Source organism: Thermoanaerobacterium sp. CMT5567-10, from assembly GCF_030534315.2.
Lineage (GTDB): Bacteria > Bacillota > Thermoanaerobacteria > Thermoanaerobacterales > Thermoanaerobacteraceae > Thermoanaerobacterium.
In genome coordinates, this window is the sequence record NZ_CP130558.2 from 807,494 (window position 1) to 831,365 (window position 23,872).

Annotated in this window: 19 protein-coding genes; 1 reads left to right on the forward strand and 18 read right to left on the reverse strand. The window is 34.3% G+C overall.

Features of this window, described 5'->3' with window-relative positions:
* Window positions 1-31: 31 nt before the first annotated feature.
* The 10 genes from Q2T46_RS04280 to Q2T46_RS04325 all read right to left on the reverse strand — a co-directional run bounded on the left by Q2T46_RS04280 (window position 32) and on the right by Q2T46_RS04325 (window position 12,242).
* Complete coding sequence (locus tag Q2T46_RS04280) at window positions 32-2,140, reverse strand: glucan 1,4-alpha-glucosidase (RefSeq protein ID WP_303264131.1); 2,109 nt, start codon at window positions 2,138-2,140, stop codon at window positions 32-34.
* A gap of 213 nt (window positions 2,141-2,353) precedes the next feature.
* Window positions 2,354-2,776: a thioesterase family protein gene (locus tag Q2T46_RS04285; protein ID WP_013297301.1), complete on the reverse strand. Its 423-nt coding sequence runs from the start codon at window positions 2,774-2,776 to the stop codon at window positions 2,354-2,356.
* Window positions 2,777-2,820: 44 nt separating this feature from the next.
* Entirely contained in the window at window positions 2,821-4,572 is a 1,752-nt protein-coding gene (pyk, locus tag Q2T46_RS04290; RefSeq protein WP_303264130.1) for a pyruvate kinase, read from the reverse strand.
* Between the two features lie 11 nt (window positions 4,573-4,583).
* Window positions 4,584-5,549, reverse strand: coding sequence for a 6-phosphofructokinase (pfkA, locus tag Q2T46_RS04295; RefSeq protein ID WP_303264129.1), 966 nt, complete (start codon window positions 5,547-5,549; stop codon window positions 4,584-4,586).
* A gap of 70 nt (window positions 5,550-5,619) precedes the next feature.
* Entirely contained in the window at window positions 5,620-5,817 is a 198-nt protein-coding gene (locus tag Q2T46_RS04300; RefSeq protein ID WP_013297298.1) for a hypothetical protein, read from the reverse strand.
* A gap of 73 nt (window positions 5,818-5,890) precedes the next feature.
* Complete coding sequence (locus Q2T46_RS04305) at window positions 5,891-9,325, reverse strand: DNA polymerase III subunit alpha (RefSeq protein WP_303264128.1); 3,435 nt, start codon at window positions 9,323-9,325, stop codon at window positions 5,891-5,893.
* Between the two features lie 10 nt (window positions 9,326-9,335).
* Window positions 9,336-10,643, reverse strand: a complete 1,308-nt coding sequence (locus tag Q2T46_RS04310; RefSeq protein ID WP_303264127.1) for a DRTGG domain-containing protein — start codon at window positions 10,641-10,643, stop codon at window positions 9,336-9,338.
* Between the two features lie 51 nt (window positions 10,644-10,694).
* Window positions 10,695-10,961 (reverse strand): HPr family phosphocarrier protein, encoded by a 267-nt coding sequence (locus Q2T46_RS04315; RefSeq protein ID WP_013297295.1) that lies wholly within the window; start codon window positions 10,959-10,961, stop codon window positions 10,695-10,697.
* Window positions 10,954-11,919: a DNA-binding protein WhiA gene (whiA, locus tag Q2T46_RS04320; protein ID WP_303264126.1), complete on the reverse strand. Its 966-nt coding sequence runs from the start codon at window positions 11,917-11,919 to the stop codon at window positions 10,954-10,956. The genes Q2T46_RS04315 and whiA overlap by 8 nt, the downstream gene beginning before the upstream one ends.
* 86 nt (window positions 11,920-12,005) lie before the next feature.
* Window positions 12,006-12,242, reverse strand: a complete 237-nt coding sequence (locus Q2T46_RS04325; RefSeq protein WP_303264125.1) for a hypothetical protein — start codon at window positions 12,240-12,242, stop codon at window positions 12,006-12,008.
* 189 nt (window positions 12,243-12,431) lie between these two features.
* Between Q2T46_RS04325 and glgP the strand changes: the two genes are divergently transcribed.
* The gene (gene glgP, locus Q2T46_RS04330) at window positions 12,432-14,051 is read left to right on the forward strand and encodes an alpha-glucan family phosphorylase (RefSeq protein WP_303264124.1); all 1,620 of its coding nucleotides are present in this window, start codon (window positions 12,432-12,434) and stop codon (window positions 14,049-14,051) included.
* 73 nt (window positions 14,052-14,124) lie between these two features.
* Here glgP and Q2T46_RS04335 read toward each other — a convergent pair whose 3' ends face one another.
* The 8 genes from Q2T46_RS04335 to Q2T46_RS04370 all read right to left on the reverse strand — a co-directional run bounded on the left by Q2T46_RS04335 (window position 14,125) and on the right by Q2T46_RS04370 (window position 23,861).
* Complete coding sequence (locus tag Q2T46_RS04335; RefSeq protein WP_192403099.1) at window positions 14,125-15,849, reverse strand: glycoside hydrolase family 13 protein; 1,725 nt, start codon at window positions 15,847-15,849, stop codon at window positions 14,125-14,127.
* 14 nt (window positions 15,850-15,863) lie between these two features.
* Window positions 15,864-16,679, reverse strand: a complete 816-nt coding sequence (locus Q2T46_RS04340; RefSeq protein ID WP_303264123.1) for a RodZ domain-containing protein — start codon at window positions 16,677-16,679, stop codon at window positions 15,864-15,866.
* A gap of 116 nt (window positions 16,680-16,795) precedes the next feature.
* Window positions 16,796-17,872, reverse strand: a complete 1,077-nt coding sequence (locus Q2T46_RS04345; RefSeq protein WP_303264122.1) for a hypothetical protein — start codon at window positions 17,870-17,872, stop codon at window positions 16,796-16,798.
* Window positions 17,869-18,852, reverse strand: coding sequence for an acyl-CoA dehydratase activase-related protein (locus Q2T46_RS04350; RefSeq protein WP_303264121.1), 984 nt, complete (start codon window positions 18,850-18,852; stop codon window positions 17,869-17,871). The genes Q2T46_RS04345 and Q2T46_RS04350 overlap by 4 nt, the downstream gene beginning before the upstream one ends.
* Before the next feature lie 142 nt (window positions 18,853-18,994).
* On the reverse strand, window positions 18,995-19,822 hold the full coding sequence (locus Q2T46_RS04355) for a sugar ABC transporter permease (protein ID WP_041587532.1): 828 nt from the start codon (window positions 19,820-19,822) through the stop codon (window positions 18,995-18,997).
* A gap of 69 nt (window positions 19,823-19,891) precedes the next feature.
* Window positions 19,892-20,812 (reverse strand): carbohydrate ABC transporter permease, encoded by a 921-nt coding sequence (locus Q2T46_RS04360; RefSeq protein ID WP_303264120.1) that lies wholly within the window; start codon window positions 20,810-20,812, stop codon window positions 19,892-19,894.
* 49 nt (window positions 20,813-20,861) lie between these two features.
* The gene (locus Q2T46_RS04365) at window positions 20,862-22,112 is read right to left on the reverse strand and encodes a maltose ABC transporter substrate-binding protein (protein ID WP_303264119.1); all 1,251 of its coding nucleotides are present in this window, start codon (window positions 22,110-22,112) and stop codon (window positions 20,862-20,864) included.
* 474 nt (window positions 22,113-22,586) lie between these two features.
* A complete protein-coding gene (locus Q2T46_RS04370) occupies window positions 22,587-23,861 on the reverse strand; it encodes an MFS transporter (RefSeq protein WP_303264118.1) in 1,275 nt (424 codons plus the stop codon).
* Window positions 23,862-23,872: the final 11 nt, after the last annotated feature.

Sequence of the window (23,872 nt, forward strand, 5' to 3'; positions counted from 1 at the left end):
ATTTCCCGGATATTACACCGGAAAATCTGTATCACTTTAAAGCATACCTTTTATAAACTATGTCTGGCATATCAAGCACCTTGTGTTCTATATTTGATGCAAATAATATCACATATTCAGCATGTGCCCAATTAAGCGGTGATGCTGAATCAGTAGGAAGTCCAGTATCTTCCCATACTTGCTCAGATATTATACCACCTTCGTTGGCAAAATTCTCCATTGCTTTTAAATACGGTGTCGCATCTTTTCCTGCAGCAATTTCATACATGCCTCTTTCACCTGTCAAGAGAGGCCACAATCTTCCCTTTCCTACGCCGTGATATAGTTCTTCCTTTGATGGTTCACCGTACCCATCATGATTATATCTGTACCACGACGGTCCCTTTGGCGTATCAACTTTAATTGTGCTATCAACAACTCTTAACGTATTTAATATTTTAGGATCCTCTGCCGATTTAACTCCAAGCCTTACAAGCTCCAGAAAACTTGGATCCACAATTTCTTTTTGGTCGTATACACCACCGCCATTTGCTATGTTTATCATAAAGTCTGCATTTGGATCAGACAAACCAGCTATTCTAATATAGTATTGACCATTCCCAAAAGGACCTTTTTCTGTGTAAGTTAGGCTGTCAATAAGCCTTTGCCAATTGTCCGCCTTTTCTTGATACCTTTTAGCAGATTCAAAGTCCTTATTTTGTTCAGCTATATACGCAGCACATGTAAGTCCTGCTACTTCTGAAGCAAGGGTTGCTGGTGAATATCCGCCTATTTCTTCCCATCTTTCTTGTCCCGTCTTAGGGCCTATTTTCACGATGAAATCCGCTAAAGGCTTGACAAGGCTTTCATAAAGATCATATCTTTTCAGTCTGTAGCTTAATATTATTGGATCTGCCTGCTCATCTAGCTGAATGCCTGTCCAATACGGTTTACCACTAATCCACGTGTTTTGAGGAATCATCCCATTGTCCTTAACCACTTCGGCAAGGTAATCCAGCGATCTATTGGCAGAATCAACATCTCCAGCCGCAATGAAAGCATTCGCTACGTGATACAGATCTCTTGACCATACAAGATGATAGCCACCTGTATTGTCATCCCTTTGTCCATCTCCCCATGGAATCGAAAGAGATGCAATGTATGCACCTTTATTTGTCTTATCTTCACTTGCTTTTAATATCATCATGCTGTTAAAATATAGTGAATTTGCCTTTCCATCAAAATTATTAAGGCTATTGCAATACTTCTCCCATTCGTCTATATATACCTTCTTTAAGCTGTCATAATTGTCATTTAATGTTTCTATGTTTGTTTTTACTGCCTCATCTTCACTTTGTCCAAAAGACAGAATGATTTCAAATTCGCTGTTTTTCGTTAAATCAATCTCTGCCCCTTCTATGATATTGCCCCTTGCACTATCATAATGTTTAGTCATTTGCTTATTTTCATCAAGGTCAGTCAAAATATCATTAACTTTATAATACCCAATCGAATATCCTTTCCAACCTATGTTAGATGATAAAGCAGTATATATGTTATCTCTTTTTGCCATCAACATCTTATTGTTATTAGCCTTTATTACATAACCTTCATTGTAACTTCCCTGATTTTTAATATGTGGGTCGTATGCAAGATACAGCTTATAGTCATGTATACTTCCTTCTAATGCTTCAAACTTTGCTTTCATTATCAGAGAATTGCGTTTTACATCTGTAAATATTTCTTTTGTTATCCTATACCTTCCTTTTTTATCTGTATTGACTAGCTTATAACCTAATGACTTATCGGTAAACTTCTCTACCTTGCTTATTGTATCCTTTGTTTCATCTGAGACAAACGATTTCCCATCAGTGACAATAAATTTAATTTCTTTTACATCTGCAGTATCTATCGTTGGATAGTACACCTCTGATATGGCGCCATTTGCCAGCGTAAACCAAACTTTTGATACGTAATTATTTGCTGTACCAACACCCTGTTTTTGAGCACTGGCCCATGTATCTTCTTCACCAGGTCCATTTACTGCGCTAATATTATTAAATCTATCTATTTTGATACTTGACACATTGTTGGAACATCCGCTTAAAACACTGGATGCCAGCACTAGTAAAGGTAAATATTTAATAAGTTTCCTACTCATCATATCGCCTCCTTTTATTATTTTACATTATCATCTTGGTTTGTGCAACCGTTTTTCATATTTATAAATAAAAAAATAGGGGCATAATGCCCCACAGTACAATCGGCTACCCTTACCATTATAACCAACTTATTCAATTATATTCATCTTCTGAAGAAAAATCTTATGCTGCCGCCTCTCGCTATGTTTGCAACATATCTTTTAAGCAATTTCTTAGCGATCGCCATAACATTTATTAAGCATTTCATATACATGAGGTAAAACTTTTTTAATATTTACAGGCTTTTTATCTAGTGTAGTAAATGGATGCTCCGTCATTCCTTGTGCCAAAAGCCTATTGTTATTTTCTCTTATGATATCATAGGCAAACCTTATTCTGGTGCCTTTTAAAAAATCGATCCTAGTCCTGATAATAATGACATCATCGTACTCTGCAGACCAAATATACTTGCAGTTTGTTTCTATTACAGGTAGCATAATTTTATTATCTTCAAGTTCCTTATATGTCATACCTAAAGAACGGAAAAATTCTGTTCTACCTATTTCAAACCAATTTAGATAATTGGCATAATACACTATGCCCATCTTATCTGTTTCACCATAGCGGACCCGAATCTTAGCATCATATGTATACATAAATTTTCACCTCAAAAAAGTAAGACAAGAAGATGTCTTCCTGTCTATTTTATATTTACTATTCCCTTATACACTAAGCCTCTCGCTGCATCAAGCGTAACAGTCATGCCGTCTTTCAGTTTTGCAGTAACTCCCTCACATCCTACAATTACAGGCAATCCATAGTTCAATCCGACTATTGCAGCATGTGATGTAAGGCCTCCTTCTTCAGTTATTATCGCCGATGCCTTCTCTATTATAGGCATATAATCTCTTTCTGTTTTTTGAGCAACAATAATATCGCCTTCTCTAAATTTATCTTTATCTTTATACGGATCTCTTATGACAGATACAACACCGCTTATTGATTTCGTACCTATACCAGTTCCTTTTACTATCACATCGCCGACTATATGGACTTTTAACATATTTGTTGTACCTGTAGTCGCAACTGGTATCCCCGCAGATATTACAACAATATCACCATTCCGAATTAGACCTTCGTTTAAAGCAGTATTTACCGAAACTTCTATCATCTCATCTGTAGAGTTGACTTCTTGTGATATCAAAGGATGTACACCCCATACAATACTAAGCCTTCTCGCCACATCTTTGTTTGGTGTCACCGCTATTATAGGAGCTGACGGTCTGTATTTAGACACCATTCGTGCAGTGTAACCTGATATTGTAGATGTGATAATTGCAGTTGCACCTATATCTCTTGCGGTAGTGCATGTTGCATGGCTTATAGCATTTGTCATAGAAATATTGTAGTCCACATTCTTGTCCAAATTTTCTTTGTAATTTATATACGTCTCTATTTTTTCAGCTATCTTTGACATCGTCTTAAAAGCTTCTACAGGGTATTTCCCTTGAGCCGTTTCACCAGAAAGCATTATTGCATCAGTACCGTCTAATATAGCATTTGCTACATCGGTAACTTCTGCCCTTGTAGGTCTTGGATTTCTTATCATAGAATCAAGCATTTGAGTAGCTGTGACAACTGGCTTACCTGCTTTATTGCACTTCTCAATTATTCTTTTTTGAACAATCGGTATTTCTTCTATTGGTATTTCTACACCTAAATCTCCACGAGCAACCATTATGCCGTCTGAAACTTTTATAATCTCGTCTATATTTTCTACACCTTCACGATTTTCTATCTTAGAGATGATGAGTATGTGACCTGCATCGTTATCTTCTAATAGCCTTCTTATAGCAATTACGTCTGCTGCTTTTCTAACGAAAGATGCAGCTATCATATCAATGCCCTTTTTTATTCCAAACTCTATGTCGTCAACATCTTTTTGCGTGATAGCAGGCAAATTAAGCTTTGTACCCGGCACGTTTACACCTTTATGATCTCCAATCGTTCCAGAATTTTCAACTGTACATACTATGTCTTCGCCTTTTACATCATTGACTTTTAAAGATACCAAACCATCATCAATCAATATGTGAGAACCTCTCTCCACATCTTGAGGAAGTCCTTTATATGTCACCGAACAAATATTATCATCGCCCTCAACATCCCTAGAGGTTATCGTAAACGTCTGTCCCTCTTTTAGCTCAGCAACTCCATTTTTAAATTTCCCAGTTCTTATTTCCGGTCCCTTCGTATCAAGCATAATAGCAATCGGCAGCTGAAGCTCTTCTCTAATCTTCTTTATATTGTCTATTCTGCTTCCATGTTCTTCATGATCGCCATGAGAAAAATTTAATCTGCAAATATTTAGGCCACTTTCAATTAGTTCTCTCAGTATTTCATATTTTTCACTTGCAGGACCTATTGTGCATATTATCTTAGTTCTACGCATATCTTCACTCCTTAGATTGATAATATTTTGCTAAGTTCATATAACTTAAAGTTGAACTCTTTTCTCATGGCTAATGCAGTGTCAATATCATCATCAACTATTTGATTGTTTCTTATGCTGATTATCCTCTGTGATTTATTTTCCAATAGAAGCTCAACAGCTCTGGAACCCATTTGACTTGCAATAATTCTATCCATAACCGACGGTGCACCGCCTCTTTGTATATGGCCTAACGTAGTATGCCTCAAATCAAGCTTAGGAAGCCTCTCTTGAATCATCTTTGATAACTCTAGTCCGCTCATTACTCCTTCTGCCAATACAATTATGTGATGCAATTTACCTCTCTTAATGCCGTATGAAATTTTTTCGCACACTTCATCAATGTCAAATTTTACTTCAGGTATTATAATGATTTCTGCTCCACCAGCAAGTCCTGCATAAAGCGCTATGTATCCAGCATTTCTCCCCATTACCTCGATAATATTGGCTCTTTCATGCGATGTAGCTGTATCTCTTATCTTATTTATAGCATCTATTGCAGTGTTACACGCTGTGTCAAAACCAATTGTATAGTCAGTACATGGTATGTCGTTGTCAATAGTACCTGGTATTCCAATAGTATTGACTCCATGCTCATTGCTTAACAATTGTGCCCCTCTGAAAGAACCATCGCCACCAATGATTACAAGTCCTTCAATTCCATGTTTTTTTAGAACTTCTGCAGCTTTAGCTCTACCTTCTTTTGTTTTAAACTCAGCACTTCTGGCTGTTCGAAGTATTGTGCCACCCCTCTGTATAATATCACCTACAGATGACAATGTCATGTCTTCTATTTCATCGTCAATAAGTCCTTGATATCCTCTCATGATGCCTTTAACTGTGAGTCCATTGTATATACCGCATCTTACAACTGCCCTTATTGCGGCATTCATGCCTGGCGCATCTCCACCACTTGTTAATACTCCTATAGTTTTCATAATATATCCTCCTTACCAACCGGGTCCTATTGCGTCCCATTTTATTAAAAGTTCCCCTTGTAAGGGGCAATTAAAGACCATATTCAATAATAGTATTTTGTGCGTCTTGTGCTTCTGAATTGGGAACCATAACCTCGCAATATCCTTCACTATTATCTACATTTTTTTTTAGAGGTTTTAATTTTACTAAAAAGCCTTCCTTTGTCAGTATATCTTTGACCTTTTCAGCAATCTCCATGCTGTGCGCCATGTATATAACAGTCCACATAAAAAGGCCTCCTTGATTATTCTAACTACTATTTTAATTTATTTTTTGTATAATATCAATATATATTTATGTATTATACAATTTTAACATTTTCTTTTCCAAGTATACTGACAAGCTCATCTAAAAGCTCATTCGTTCCATTTACCCACAAATCTTTTTTGGCAGCAAGGCTTTTATTCGTGTATTTTATAAATACGGGAATATTTCCTCTATACCTTGATAAAACTCCCTTAATCTTTTCAATATCTTTTTGTTCTTTTACATTAAGCCACAGTTTTTCTCTAACTTTGTGGGTAAGTGGCTCAATTTCGTCACATAAAATTTTCGGCTCTTCTTCTTCTTTTAAACTGACCTTGCCTTTTATTATCACAGGTAAGTCTTCCCTCAAAAATTTTGAATACCTTTCATATATTGTAGGAAATACGATAACATCTATCGTCCCATACAAATCTTCCAGGTTTACAAATGCCATCATATTATTGTTTTTTGTAAATTTTATTTTTTTGCTTTCGATTATTCCAGCTAAAACCACATCTTGATTATCAAAAATCGATTTTTTTACAAATGTGTCATCGCCGTTTTTCAAATCCCGGGTCGTACAATTTGCTACTCTTTGAATGTCTTCTTGAAATTCATCAAGGGGATGTCCGCTTATGTATAGTCCCATCGTTTCTTTTTCCATTGAAAGTATCATGTCTTGAGAAAATTCTTTAATATCAGGAAGTGAATAGTTAACTTCATTTCTTTCGATTTCGCTCCCGAATAATGACATTTGTCCCTTTATATTTCTCTCTCTGTTTTTATGTATGCTGTCCATAATATCTTCATAAACAGCAAGCAATTGTGATCTATATACACCAAATGAATCAAATGCACCTGCTTTAATTAGGCTTTCAACAGCCTTTTTATTTAACTGCATATCATCTATTCTTTCAAAAAAATCTACAATTGATATGTATCTGCCATTCTTTTTTCTGTCCTCTACAATCTCTAATGTTGCATTTAATCCAACATTTTTCACAGCTGCAAGCCCAAACCTTATTTTTCCGTTTACAACGCTGAAATGGGAATAGCTTTCATTTATGTCTGGCGGCAATACTTGTATGCCCATCTTCTTTAAAACTTGAACATAGAAAGCTACTTTATCTGTATTATCAACAAAGCTATTTAATAAAGCAGCCATAAATTCCACTGGATAATACTTCTTCAAATATGCTGTTTGAAATGCTACAACAGCATAAGCAGCTGCATGTGATTTATTAAATGCGTAATTGGCAAAATCGATCATCTCATCAAAAAGCCTATTAGCTGTAGCTTCATCGACACCTTTATTTATGGCTCCAGGTACCACATAGTTTCCACTTTCATCCTTTATTCCATATATAAAGTTTTTTCTTTCTTCCTCCATGACCTTCATTTTTTTCTTTGCCATGGCACGGCGAACTAAATCAGACCTTCCTAACGAATACCCTGCAAGATCCCTTACAATTTGCATAACCTGTTCCTGATACACCATACATCCATATGTTACATCAAGTATAGGCTTAAGAAGCGGGTGTTCATACTTTATATTTTCAGGATGATTTTTATTCTCAATATATCTAGGTATTTGATCCATAGGGCCAGGTCTATAAAGAGATATCCCTGCTATTATATCCTCAAGTTTTTCTGGCTTCAACTCTGTCATAAACTGTTTCATTCCAGATGACTCTAATTGAAAAACACCTTCAGTCTCGCCTTTGCATATTAGCGCATAGACTTCTTTATCTTCAAAATCTATATTGTCGATATCTACATCTATACCTCGGGTTTCTTTTAGGATATTTAAAGTATCTCTGATGACTGTAAGAGTTCTTAAACCTAAAAAATCCATCTTTAATAGACCTAATTCTTCCAGAGTCGTCATTGTAAACTGTGTAACAATAGATCCTTCATTCTTTTGCAATGGTACGTATTTTACAAGTGGTTCACTAGATATGACGACACCTGCCGCATGCGTTGAAGCATGTCTTGGAAGTCCTTCAAGAGATCTGGATATATCTATTAGCTGCTTTATCTTTTCATCATTTTTATACTTTTCCTTTAACTCTGGATTTAATTCAATAGCTTTATCTATGGTCATCCCTGGTTCAAAGGGAATCATTTTTGCAATAACATCAACTTCAGCGTATGGAAAATTTAATGCTCGCCCTACATCTCTGATTGCGGCCCTAGCAGCCATTGTACCAAATGTGATTATCTGTGCCACTTTATCTTCGCCATACTTTTTTACAACATAATCAATTACTTCCTGTCTTCTCTCATAACAAAAATCAGAATCTATATCAGGCATGCTGACTCTCTCTGGATTTAAAAATCTTTCAAACAGCAAGTTGTACTTTATAGGATCAATCTTTGTTATCCCAAGGCAGTATGCCACAAGGCTTCCAGCAGCAGAACCTCTGCCTGGGCCAGTCATAATACCATTATCGCGGGCAAATTTTATAAAATCCCACACGATAAGAAAATAGTCAACATAGCCCATCTTTTCTATCACAGATAATTCGTAATTAAGCCTTTCAATTACCTCTTTGCTTGGATTTGCATATCTTTTATTAAGCCCTTCAATGCAAAGCTTTCGCAGGTATTCCGCCGATGTCGTGCCATCTGGTACGTCGTACTTAGGCAGCTTAGTCTTATTAAATTCAAATTCCAAATTGCACATTTCCGCTATCTTTCTGGTATTTTCTAAAGCGTCCTTGCAATATGAAAACATCTCGTACATCTCATCTGATGACTTTAAGTAAAATTGATCTGTTGGAAATGACATCCTGTCAGCATCATCCATATTTTTACCTGTCTGTATGCATAGTAAAACTTCATGTGCCATGTGGTCGTCTTCATTGAGGTAGTGCACATCATTTGTTGCAACAAGCGGTATGTTAAGCTCTTTAGATAACTTTATTAATTCAGAATTTACTTTTTCTTGTTCATTTAAGCCATGATACTGAAGCTCTAAATAAAAATTGCCTTTTCCGAAAATAGAATTGTATAAAATAGCTGTATCTTTAGCTTTTTCATAATCATCTGAGAGAAGATACGACGGTATTTCACCGCCAAGGCAAGAGCTTAGTGCTATTAATCCTTCACTATGTTTTTTTAGGTATTCATGGTCTACTCTAGGTTTGTAGTAAAAACCATCAATAGATGCCTTCGATACGATCTTCATCAAATTTTCATATCCAGTCATATTTTTACATAACAATATTAAATGGTAGTTTAAGTTATCTATGCCATACTCTTTGTCATACAATGACCTTGGAGCAACGTAAATTTCACATCCAATTATAGGCTTAATCCCTTGAGATTTTGCCTCTTTGTAAAATTCTATAGCACCATACATAACTCCATGGTCTGTAATAGCGATAGAATCCATACCCAATTCTTTTGCTCTTTTAACTAGTTCTTTTATTCTACAAGAACCGTCTAAAAGGCTATATTCACTGTGAACATGCAAATGTACAAACATGTCAATCACCTTAAAATAATTTCTTGTTTTTTAGAAGCCTCAATGACATTAATGCTTTAGCAATCATAGTTCCATCGTATATGACAGATATCTCAACTTTGCAAAAGTTACCGCTGTAATCAATTATTGTAGTATTTACTTCAATACTTTTCTCTGTTTGAAGAGGCCTTATAAAATAAACTAAAAAATTGTCAACAACAGCATCAAATCTTTTATTTCTCGTCACTGACGATACACCACATTCACACATAAGCATCATAAGCGCACTGCTGCTTACAGTTCCCAATTGATTTACCATGTTCTGAGGTATCGTGCCAAAAAACTTCATACCATCTTGAATTTTCTCGGCTCGAAAATCCTTTAACAATGTATCATTTATAGTTTCTTCGATCTGAGGCTGCTTTGCCATGTACTGCAATGCCTTTATAACATCTTCTCTGCTTATAATGCCTACAAGCTCTTTATTGTTTGTAACAGGTAAAACTTCTATATTCCACCATATCATTAAATGTGCAGCAAAAGCTACAGTTGTAGTCTCTGTTACATATATGGGGTTTTTTGACATTATGTCCCCAATTCTATCTTCTTCATCAGCTTTGGCTACCTCTCTTGATGTGACTATACCCACCAAAGCTCCGCTATCGTCAACAACCGGATACCTTGTATGGCTTGTCTTGTTTAATAACATTTTCCAATCCTTAACAGTCTGCTTTGTCGTCATATAAATGGGATTTGTAGACATGATATTATTTACCAGAAGTATTCTTTTCTTTGTCATTCTTTCATTAATTGCCTTATTTATCAATGTGGCAACCGTGAAAGTATCATAGGTAGTAGAAATCAGAGGTAGTGAAAGTTGATTTGCCAGATTTTTTACTTCATCTTTAGCATCAAATCCACCAGTGATTAAGACAGCTGCACCCGCTTTTAATGCAGCCGTCTGTGCATTGTCCCTGTTTCCAAGTATTATCAGATCGCCCGGCTGGATATACTTAACCATCTCTTCGGTTGTCATGGCACCTATCAAAAACTTATGAAGCTCAATATCAAGCCCATTTTCGCCTCCCAGTACAACTCCATCAACCACATTCTTTACCTCTTCATACGTAAGCCTATCAATCTGTTTATTTTTTGGCTTCGTCCTTATTGTTCCAGCTCTGGGAATAGTAGTTACAATATACATACTTTCTGCATCTTTTATGGCTTTATATGCTGTACCCTCACTTATCTTTAAAGCCTGAGCTAGACTTCTGACTGATATTTTTGTACCTTCTGGCAGGCTTTTAAGATATTCCAGTACTCTTTCATTTTTAGTCATAAAAAAATCATCCTTCATACAAAAAAGGTTTCCTAAGAAACCTTTTTTAGATTATTCTTCTCCAAATTTTGAATCAATTAAGTCCACAAGAGCCTTTATAGCTTCCTGCTCATCGCTACCATCAGCTATAAGTTTTACTGTATTCCCTTGTGCAACACCTAACGACATAATACCCATGATGCTCTTAGCATTCACCTTTTTATTTTCTTTTTCCACCCAAATCTGTGAAGAAAATTTGCTAGCTGCTTGTACAAATAAAGCTGCCGGTCTTGCATGAAGACCTGTCTTATTTTTAATTTCTACTGTCTTTTCAGTCATAGTTATTGACTCTCCTCTCTTTTAATTTTGATACTATTTCTTCAATTTTTCTTAATCTATGATTTACTCCTGATTTTCCAACAGGAGGATCTAGCATTTGTCCCAATTCTTTTAAACTTATATCTGGATATTTGAGCCTTTTTATTGCAATCTCTTTTAAATTGTCAGGGAGATAATTCAATCCTACGTTATCCTTTATATAATTTATATTCTCAATCTGCCTCAATGATGCATTAATTGTCTTTGTAAGATTGGCAGTTTCACAATTAACAAGCCTATTTACATTGTTCCTTATATCTTTATATACGCGTATATTTTCTAAGTTCAATAAGGAATTATGTGCCCCCATTATGTTTAGGACATCTACTATTTGTTCTCCCTCTTTTAAGTATACTACATAATTATTTTTTCTTGCAATAATTTTTGAATGCAAATGATAATTATTTATTAATTTACTTAAATCTTTAGCATGATCAATATTGTGAGTAATAAACTCCATATGATATCCCTTTTCTGGATCACTTATTGAACCACCTCCAAGAAAAGCTCCTCTAATATAAGCTTTCTTGCAACACTTTTTGCTTATCAAGCTTTTCTCAATGCCGTAATTAAGCTTAATGCCTTCGTTGTCATGTTTTATAAATCCGACTTCTTTTAAGATATTTTCCGCAGCCGTCTTATCAGACACCAAAATAAGATAACTTAAAGATTTTTTTAATTGACTGTTTCTTCTCACCATCACCTCTGCTACAACATTAAATATATCTTTTAAAACTTTGAATACCAATCTTGCAACAGAAGCATTTTCAGTGACAAGGCTCAAACTAATTCTTTGATGTCCATATATAGATATCACGCCTATAGTTCTTATCAAAGCAGCAAGCTCGGCTAATTTACAGCACCTTTCCTCAGGGTATATTCTTGACAGCTCATTTTTTGTGATTGATGAAAAGGACATATAATTCACCTCACAAGTCCTAAGTTTATTATACTACATAATTTTAAAAAAAACTCCTATAAATTTTATAGGAGTTCAAAAATAATTTATGAATTTAATTTCCTAATTTCCCAGTCTAAATAATCCTTAGAAGTCTTCCAATCAAATTTTTCCTTTGATGAAAGCCACTCTTTGAATTCTTTATAGTCCTTCCATTCCTCGTATTCTCCTAGTTCATTTAATTTTTTTGCAGTTAAGAATCTGAAAATATCAAGGCTTCCATACAGCTTTTCGTATTCCTTGTAATACTGATAATCTCTTCCGTATCTCCCTTTTGCCTCCATACTCTCACCCCAATTACAATATGGAAAGGTGGCATTTAGCCATATTTTTTAATATATACACTGTATAATATTCACAAATCTCAAATAAGGTTACTTAGCATACATCGGCTATGAAATTTTGTGCAACCCATTGCATTGTTGATTTTTTAATATTATAATATATTTAAAAGTTTTATAAGGAGGTATAAAATGGACAGAGAAAAACTTCCAAGAGTAGCATACTTTTGCATGGAATACGGACTTCATTCGGATTTTAAACTTTATGCTGGAGGCCTCGGGATCTTAGCAGGTGATCATTTGAAAGCCGCAAAAGAACTCGACATGCCTCTCGTAGGCATCGGTATACTGTGGAAACAAGGTTATACAGAACAACATATAGGCGAAGACGGTTATCCTTATGATGCATATCATAACTACAAGTACGACTTTTTAAAAGATACAGGTGTAAAAGTAAAAGTTAAAATTAGAAATCAAGATGTATACTGTAAAGTCTGGCTTGTAGATAGTTTTGACAATGCACCACTGTATCTCCTTGATACAGATATACCTGAAAATGGAGATAGATGGATAACAGGACAACTTTACGGGTGGTTTGGTGAAGAAAGAGTTGCACAAGAAATCGTGCTTGGAATCGGTGGTGTAAGAGCTTTAAGAGCGTTGGGAATTGACGTCGATGTCTATCACTTTAATGAAGGCCATGCTGCATTAGCAGCATTAGAACTTATACGGGAGAAAATGGAAAATAAAAATATGACGTTTAATGAAGCATGGAATGCAACACGACAAGAAGTTGTATTTACAACACATACACCTGTAATTGAAGGAAACGAGTCTCACAACATAGAGCTTCTCATGTACATGGGTGCAAACAACGGTCTAACAATTGAGCAAATGGCTCAAATAGGCGGAGTTCCTTTTAATATGACTGTTGCAGGGCTAAGACTTTCACGAATTGCAAACGGTGTCGCAAAACTACACGGACAAACGGCAAATAAAATGTGGGCACATGTTGATAATGCAGCTCCAATCATATCAATTACAAACGGTATTGACAGAAAAACATGGGTAGATAGTAGAATCACGGAAGCATACCATAAAGGTCAAAATCTCCTTGAAACACATAATTTAATAAAACAAGAATTAATTGATTTTGTATATGGCCGCACTGGTGTAAAACTTGATTCTGACAAATTGTTAATAGGCTTTTCAAGAAGAGCTGCTCCTTACAAGAGAAGTGACCTAATTTTCACAAATGATGAAGTTATAGGTGAGTACTTAAAATCAAGAAAAATACAAATGGTATTTTCTGGAAAAGGACATCCTTTAGATGATGTTGGGAAAAAAATCGTAGCAAAACTAATTGAGATGACCAAAAAATACCCAGAAAGCGTCGTATTTCTTCCAGATTATGATATGACAATAGGCAAAATGTTGACAAGAGGTTCCGATGTTTGGCTTAATAATCCTCGAAGGCCAAAGGAAGCAAGCGGTACATCTGGTATGAAAGCTGCTATGAACGGCGTCTTAAACTTAAGTATTTTAGATGGTTGGTGGCCCGAAGCTTGCATTGATGGTGTAAATGGCTGGCAATTTGGCGATGGGTTTGAATCTGATGATATCGATGTTTTAGACAAACATGACCTAGAAGCTTTGTATGATGTGCTTTTAAATAAAGTTGTACCAACATATTACAATGATAAGGCAAAATGGGAAAATATGATGAGAGAAAGCATTAGAACAACCTATGATGCCTTTTCAGCAAATAGAATGCTTAAAGAATACTACGAATTAATGTATACAAAACGTTAAAATTCCTATGTTTTAAGCCGGACAAATAGTCCGGCTTTATTCCTATAAAGATTAACTTAAAATATTCATTAATTTATTTCAAAATATAGGCACAGTTTGGCTCTAATGACATAATTTTATCCCTTATTTTTATCTTACCCATTTGTAAAATATCTACCTTCCCTTGTACGCCATTTAATAATATCGAATGCTCTTTGCTGCTATTATTTATTATTACAATAATCGATTTACCTTTGTATTCTCTTTTGAAGCTTATAATTCCATCTCTTGCATAGAGTGTCTTGTATGTTCCATATCTTAATTCTTCATTTTCCTTTCTCAAAAAAATAAGCATTTTATAAAAATTAAATAATTTTAAGTTTTGTTTTTCTTCATTCCAAATCATACATCTTCTACAATCGGGGTCATAACCACCAACCATACCAACTTCATCTCCATAATATATATACGGAACCCCAATATAAGTAAATTGAAACACAAGCGCCAGCTTCATCCGCACTACCATGCCATTGCACATTGTTAAAAATCTCTCTGTATCATGGCTTCCTATTAAGTTTAGCATAGCCCTATTAACACCATCCATATGCCTCATCAATTGTTCAGTCATAATAGTGTTAAATCGTTTTGCATCTATACTTCTCTTTGCAAAAAAGTCAACAAGAGCATTCTTAAAAGGATAATTCATGACACTATCAAACTGATCACCATAAAGCCAAGGTGATGCGTCATGCATAACCTCACCGACAATTATAGCATCATGCTTCGCTTTTTTCACAATCTCCCTAAATCTTCTCCAAAAATGATGGTCTATTTCATTTGCAACGTCAAGCCTCCAACCATCGATGTCAACTTCTTTAATCCAATATTCAGCAACATTAAGCAAGTACTCTTGTACATCAGGATTTTTAGTCATAAGCTTCGGCATTCTCCATTCATGATCTGCAAAAGCTTCGTATGTTGGAACAGGTGTTGTTTTTATAGGCCACTCATAAACATTAAACCAGTCCCAATATTTTGAATCTTTCCCATTCTTAATCACATCTTGAAATGCGAAAAATTCATAGCCACAATGGTTAAAGACAGCATCGAAAATAACTCTTATCCCATTTTTGTGACATTTATCAATTAATTCTTTAGCCTTATGAGTATCCCCAAAATGAGGATCTATTTTATAATAATCTGTTGTATTGTATTTATGTGTTGACGGTGACAAAAATATTGGTGTCATATATATTGCATTAATTCCCAGATCCTTAAGATATTCAACTTTATCAATAATTCCCTGAATATCTCCTCCAAAAAATGTAGTTGGTTCAGGTTTCTCACCCCAAGGTCTCACATTTTCTGGATCATTTGATTTATCTCCATTGTTAAACCTATCAGGGAATATTTGATATACAATGCAATCGCTTGTCCATTTTGGTGGAAAAAAAACATCCATATCACATATATAAGGAAACTGGAAAAATCCATGGAAACTTTTTTCTGGCCTCTTCTTATAAAAACCTGACTCCGTATAGTAGACTTTTTCATTCCTCGTAGATATTAGGTAAAAAAAGTATGCAAATTTTTTGTTTAATTTAAGTGTCGTTTCATAATAATCAAATAAATCATTTGATTGAGTTAAAAACATCTCTTTTACTTTGAACTTACCCATCCAATCATATCTGTCACGATAAAAAATGTAACATTTTTTTATGTCTGAAAAAGCAGTTCTCAAGACTATATGAAGCTCATCCTTATTTAAAGGATATGCAAACGGAACATCACTTTTATGATATACAGCTTGTCTTATCATACAATACCCCTTTCTCATTTTTCTAATTTGACGGTGACAGGCGCTTGAATATCGATGTGTGGTATTTCTTGTCCGTCTACTGTTATTTTAGCATCCGGCGGATTTCCCATCAAGATTTCTATATTGTTTTTCACATCAAAAGTTTTAGTCATACCTGACGTCATTAAGTATTGATAAGTACTCGCTCCATCTACTTTTACACTGACCCAGCACTTTTGCCCCGGTATTGATAGGTCAACTTTGTACGAATCTCCTGCAGGTACAACTTTATAGTCCACTTCACTTTTTGTGCTATTTATCACGCTAAACGTCGTCGTTTTTACATTATTGTTGTATACATCATTAGACGTTGTATTATTTTTATTATCTGGTGCTTTTGACGTTGTATCTTTACTGCTTTGTGTCGTATCTGGAAGCGGAGCTAAGCCTCTATTGATTTGATTAACCATATAATAAATGCCAAATGCGAAAAGACATAATACTATAACTCCAATAAAAGGCTTAACTAGCTTTCTTAAAGCTTCGAATATATCAAAATCCCTTTTCTCTTCGATATCCGGCTTTACATATTGTCTCTCTTCTTCTTTCTCTTTCTCATCTTCAAAAAGATAGCTGTACTTATTAAGCAGCTCATACGGATCAATGCCAACCGCTTCAGCATAACTTTTTACAAAACCCTTTGCGTAAACTAAAGCAGGCATAACATTAAAATCACCATCTTCTATCGCTTTCAAATATTTTGTACGAATTTTAGTAATCTCTTGAAGATCGTCAAGTGTCATACCTTTTTTTAACCTTGCATTTTTAAGTATATCGCCAAGTTCATTCATAAAAAATCACCTCATCGTCGATCTTCCATTTATCTTTTTATATACAAATATAAGTATACCAATAATTTATAATTTTTTCGATATCCAGAAAAAAAATTTAAGAATTTTTTTATATTTTACTTTAATGCATTGATTTTTTGCCTTTCTAACAAGTCCTTAAATGCTTCTAGTCTTGTCTGATATCCTGCTTCTCCTGTTTTTTCATCATAACTTAAAGACATGACAGGAATATTTTTATCACCGCTGATTTTAGCGATTATACTTTCTGCCACGATCTCAGGGGTACAAGTAAATGGAAAAATCTGTATTATCCCATCATAATTTTTTTCAGCATACTTTACAGTATTTGCTACTGTATTTAAGCCATGTCCACCTATGTCCCTTTCCAAATATCCATGAGCATATCTTTTAAATTCTAATTTTTGAGGTAATTTAAAAGCACTGTTAATCAAATAATCAGAGAGATAATCTGTCTTAGTAACTTCTATGCCAAGTTCATTTAATGATTTGCATATATCCATGTTTGAAAAAGGCTCTAGCATGAGGTAAATTTCACCTACTAAAGCAACTTTTAATTGGATGTCTCTTTTTACATTTGCATTTTGTTTTATCTTTTCTACACCTTCTCTGTATATATAATCTAATTCCTTTTTATTTTTGGCATATTTAAGTCCTTCAACATATTTTTCATAAATTTTAGTCGTAACTCCTATTTTATCTTCATGGGCTCTTAAAATCAAAAGATGTTTTTCTAGATTGTCAGCAGCAATCATTTTTTGTACTGCGAAAATAAAGGTTTTCAAAGCATCCTTCCAATAAACTCCTGGAAAATATCCTGAAAGATCCTTCAAAAAATCAATCAATCTTCCATGGGGTGGATCGAGTATTATCATTTTAAAATCATATCCCAGATCAATCAATGTCTCTTTTTGAACTTGCCCATAGTAGCCGAATCTACAAGGACCAACGCCACCCAACATTATTATAGTATCAGCACCTTTCTCAAGAGCCTCAATGAAATTTCCAAGATTTATCTTATAAGGAAGGCAAGCAAATTCTGGCGAATATTTAACGCCAATTGATAGTGTTTTACTTGTTACAGGCGGTGGTTCCACAACTTCTATATTAATTCCTTCAAACATCGTCTTTAAAATCATATTTAATGATCCCATATGAGGATATGTTATCTTCATATTGTAATCTCTCCTTTGCGCCATCTCAATAAATCAATAAATGCCTCAAGCCTTGTAGTTATGCCAGCTTCACCTGTATGCTCATCAATAGTAAGAGACATATAAGGAATTTTTCCATCTCTTTTATAATCCCTTTCAAGAAGGTCATCCGTCAGTGAATCAGGTCCACATCCGAATGCAGAAACTGATATTACTCCATCGATATCTCTATTTTCAATAAAATATTTACCTGCACCTAAAATATCTCTTCCATACGTCCAGAATAAATCTTTTTGTAGTTTACTTGCACCTAATTCAATTTTATCTCTGTCCAACATACATGTCGTAAAAACATTTGCCCCCATATTTCTCAATCTATCTATTATACCCATGCAAATGTAATCATCCATAATATCATACGAATGTGCCAGCAATGCTATTTTTAAATTTCCATTTAATTTTACATCTACACTGTTTTCTTCAATAGCTTTTATCGCTTCTGTATTTGACAATCCTTTTCTCATGATACTTTCAAACTTTTTTTGCATCTCTATAGATTTGAGATATGCATCATAAATCTTTTTCGAATTATTAACAAATATCTTTCCAACTTTTAAAATTTCCTTTTTCATGGTATCATCACCACGATAATAATCGATTTTCATATCAATTATTTCAGGTAAATCTGTAACTAGATTTTTTACTAAATCAGGAAGACCTAAAAATTTTGAACATAGATATCTGCGTTTTTCGATGCTTACAACTCTCGGTATAAATATATAATCAACGCCTTTTTCTTTTAAATCAATTACATGGCCGACAAATGTCTTAACAGGTAAACATGTTTCGTCAACACAGCTTTTAACTCCATCATCTACTATTTTTTTACATGTGTTACTTGATGTAATAACTTCTGCTCCTAGTTCCTCAAAAAAAGTCTTCCACATAGGATAAAAGTTATAGTATAAAAGCGCTTTTGGAATACCAACTATTTTTCCCATCGCTAACCTCCAATTTTTATTTATTTACACATAATATTATTTTTACCGTTGCGATGCGATTATATACAAAAAAGCACTAGAATATATTCCAGTGCTTACATTTTGTTCCATGTGTAACATTTTCCAATTCTAGCATTCATCATTAGCCTTTCACAGCTCCAGCTGCAAGTCCTTGCTGCAAATACCTCTGCAGTGCCATAAATATTATGACAAGTGGCAGTGATGCAACAACAGACGCTGCTGCAAACAATGTCCAGTGAGCTGAAAACTGGTTATTTATAAAGCGCTGCAGTCCAAGAGCAACTGTATAGCTTTCAGGAGATTTTAAGACTGCACTTGATAATATAAATTCGCTGTATGTGCCAATAAAGCTAAATAAAAATATAACCACAAGCATTGGAGCAGTAAGAGGCAATATAATCCTTACAAATATCTGCCAATATGAGGCTCCATCTACCAATGCTGCTTCATCAAGCTCTTTTGGCAGCCCATCGATATATCCTTTTAAAAGCCAGATATTAAATGCACTTCCACCTGCTAATACTAACATAAATACATAAAGATTATCAAGTAAATCTAATTTTGCCAATATACCATAAATTGCTGGTAACGACATAAAAGTAGGAAACATCTGTAATATTAAAAGTGTCATTAATCCATTTTTTCTTCCAACAAATTTCATCCTACTAAAAGCATATGATGAAGTAGAGGTCAATATTGACTGTATAATTGCAACACCAAAACACAGAATTAAACTATTTTTTATCCACGTCAAAAGTTGCGTTTTCTGAAATAAGTCTATATAATTCTGAAAACTTATTCGTCTTGGGAATATAGTTCCTGTAAAAAATGCATCTCCAGTGCCAAGTGAAGCACCTACAACCCATGCAACCGGAAACAGAATAACAATTATAAATGCCCATATTATTATTCTGCTAACCCATAAAGTGACTCTTTCATTAGGCCGCATTTTATGATCTGCTCTATGTTTATGCTTAGCACTTCTCTTTGGTATTTTTGCACTTGCAGAAATATCCACTTAGTCCACCTCCTCAAATGCATGCGTCATCTTCATGTTGATAAAACTTAATGTGCCTACTATCAAGAATATAATTATGGATAGGGCCGATGCAAGGTCATATCTATTAAATTGCATCGTCATCTTATACGCAGAACTTACCAGAAGATCGGTTGTACCTGCAAAAGCAGTATCCGTCCTTGGTGGTCCACCGCCTGTTATCAAGAATACCGAACCAAAGTTATTAAAATTAAATGCAAAAGAGGATATAATAAGCGGTAGCGCAGACGACATTAGCATTGGTATTGTAATAAGTCTTAATTTTTGAAACCAAGTAGCACCATCAAGGTCTGCTACTTCATAAAGTTCTGGCGGTATTGCCTGAAGTCCGCCTAATGATGCATTCATCATAAAAGGATAGCCCATCCATGCACTAGCTATTATTATACCAACTCTTGCCCAGAAGGGATCCGTAAGCCAAGGTATTTTTGCAATGTGGAAATAGCTTAGCAATGTATTTATTCCACCATAATCTTGATTATATAGCCCTTGCCATGCTAATATTGCAATGGTTGATGGCAATGCCCACGGTATTATAAGTATGGCCCTGTAAATATTAGTTTCCCACATATTCTTATTATTTAATAATACAGCCAAAAAAAGTCCAATAATATAATTTGACAATGTTGCAATAAGCGCAAAAACAATTGTCCATATTAGCACAGGCAAAAATACTGTTCTTAATGGTCCATTAATAATATCTATAAAATTCTTCAAGCCAACAAACTGGTATTGTCTAAAATGATTTAAACTAAAGTTAGTAAAAGCAATATATATAGTGTACGCAATAGGTAAAAAACTCAATATTGTCATAGATAATATTGCAGGCGACAAAAATGCATACGGCGTCAATTTATCGCGTATCTTCGCTCCTGTCTTCATAGATCATCCTCCTCTATTATAAGTATAAAGGGGCCAATAGCCCCTTATTTCACTGTTGAGTAGCAATACCTTGCTTTATCTGCTTAACCATATCATCTGCTGCTTTATCAGGTGTTGCTTTCCCGGATGTTACAAGCTGCAGTGCATTACCAGCAGGTGTCCATACAGCCTGCATTTCTGGTATATTAGGCATTGGTTGTGCATTTTTAGCCTGTGTTGCAAACGCATTCATTATCTCGTTATTTTTAACTTCGTCATTTTCTAATGCACTATTTAATACAGGAATTCTGTTACCTGTCTCAAATAATGGTAATGCTGTATTTTCTGCTAAATACTTCAACAGATCCCATGCCTCATCTTGATGCTTTGAGCTAGCACTTACAAATGCAGTCTGAACTCCTGCAAAAGTAGGAATTGCCTTGCCATCCAGCGTCGGCATCGGAGCAACTTTAAAGGGAACATTAGCTTTCTTAAAACCATCAACATCCCATGGCCCGCCTATATATAATCCTATTTTCCCACTTTGGAAATTTCCTTTAGCTATATCTCCTTTAATATCTGCCGGCATAAATTTATCTGTGATTACAAAATCTCTTATCATAGACAAACCTTTTTTAGCACCATCGTTATTTAATCCAATATCATTTGGATCAAGTTTTCCGCCACTTTGTTTAAAGACATATCCACCATTTGCTGCAATAAAAGCATAACTATAATAGAAATTATTGACATCATATTGGAATCCAACTTTTTTGCCAAGATCAATTAAATCTTGCATTGTAGCTGGTGGTGTTTGTACCTTATCTGTATTGTAAAACAAAGCATATGTTTCCATTGCAAGTGGAATCGCATACATTTTTCCATTAAATGAAACAGCATCTATGCTCATTGAAACGTAATCTGATTTATTTATTATGCCATCCGGCACTTCTGCAAGCAATCCTGCCTTTTGGAAAGTCCCTAGATTATCATTAGCTATACCAAACATTATATCCGGACCTTTGCCACTCTGCGCAGCTGTAGAAAATGCCTGGAAATCGCTCTGATCTGCTAAAACTTTAACTGTGTTTCCTGTTTCTTTAGCCCATTTGTTAGCTATCTCTTGAACTTTAGCAACCTCAGAATCTGTCAAATGTGACCATACAGTTAATGAAACTGATTCTTTTTTTGTACTATTTGTACTATTAGATGATGAATTAGAATTGCTGTTTGACTTGCTGCTGCCACAACCTGTTAAAACAACTGATAATAGCAATACCATAGTTGTCAATATTGCAACTATTTTTGTGTACTTCTTCATACAAATCCTCCTCACAAAATAAAATTTTATGATTTTTTTGGGTATATCCCAAAATTTTATTTCAAACCTCAATCTAAGCTTTTGTTACAATGTTTACATATACAGTTATCGCATATATAGCATCGCTTTACATAGATTTTCTCCATATCAGTTCTACAACCAAATAAAACGACAACGCATTTTATTTTTCTCCAACATAATAACAAATTGATGTACATTAACTAAAAATGCTGCAGACAAACTTCACAATCATAATCTTTTACTAGTATCATCCCCTTAGTGATTACTATTTAATTACAGCAATCGCTTTCTTTGATGTTATTTTTAAAAGCGCCTTAATTGAAATTAATTTGCAATCGCTTGCGCTATCTTTAATATAATTGTATATCCAGATTCAAAAATTGTCAATATACTTTTTATAATAATTATTATTTTTTGTTTATTACAAAGTTTTTTTAACATTTCAATTAAATTCTATAAATTTTGTATGTCTTTTTGAATGTATAAAACAAATGTCAGAAAAATTACAAGTAACGACGAGGCTAAAAGAAGCATTCGCATAGGGAAAACATCTGCCACAACACCGCCGATCATCATTCCAAGTGGCATTGCTATCATTGAAAGAGTTGTAAATAAGGCAGTTACCCTTCCAAGCATCTCATTAGCTATCATTTTTTGCATTAACGTAAATAAAGGAATATTTACTAAAGAACTAGATAACCCGAATAGTGTAAAAATTATAATTAAGCTTGTAATCAAAAATCCCGGTTTTATTATTCCAACTGTATACATAAACATTGATATAAAAATCAAAAAAGATAATATGCTAAATGATACCATGCCTACTTTTAGCGTTTTATTTACTTTATGTTTTTGCGAAAGTATTGACATTATAAATCCTCCAATTAATACTCCTATCGCATTTGCTGTTCCTACATAAGAATAATTTCGAGTATTTGTTTTTAAGATCTGATTGAATATGTATGGGACAAATACTGCATTAATTGGTACTAAAACAAAATTTACAATTGATGCAAACCACATTAAAATATAAAATCCTTTTTGTGATTTAATGTAATTGTATCCTTCAACAAGTTCTCTACATACATGTTTTTTATTCTTCTCAAATGATATATATTTATTAGTCATTGCAGAGATATTAATAAAAGCTTCAAGTATTCCACTACCTATATATGATACAGCATTAAATACAAATATACCACTAATACCTATCAGAGAATACAGAACACCACCACTTACAAGTCCAACAATACTAGTAATGCTTTGTATCACCGAATTCATAGAATTAGCTTTATTTAAATATTCATCACTAACTATAACTGGAATAATAGCATTTGAAGCTGGTACAAATATTGCTCCACATATACTTAAAATTGCCGAAGCAATATAAAAAATCCAAATATACTGTACACCAAAATACATCAACACGCCAATTAATGCAACGACAATACCTCTTATGATATCCATCCATATTAAAAGTTGTTTTCTGTCAAGTCTGTCTGCTATAACGCCCCCTATGGGTCCAACTAAAACGTATATAACAGTTCCAATAGCCATATATACAGACATAGCAAGAGCAGATTTTGTAATAGATAATACATACCATCCGATAGCCATATTATAAACGACATCGCCCATCTGAGAAATAAACTTCCCTGAAAAAAGAAGTATAAAGTTAGTATTTTCATATAATTGTTTTTTTAAAATTTTTGGATTAATTTTTATCATCCACGTCAAAC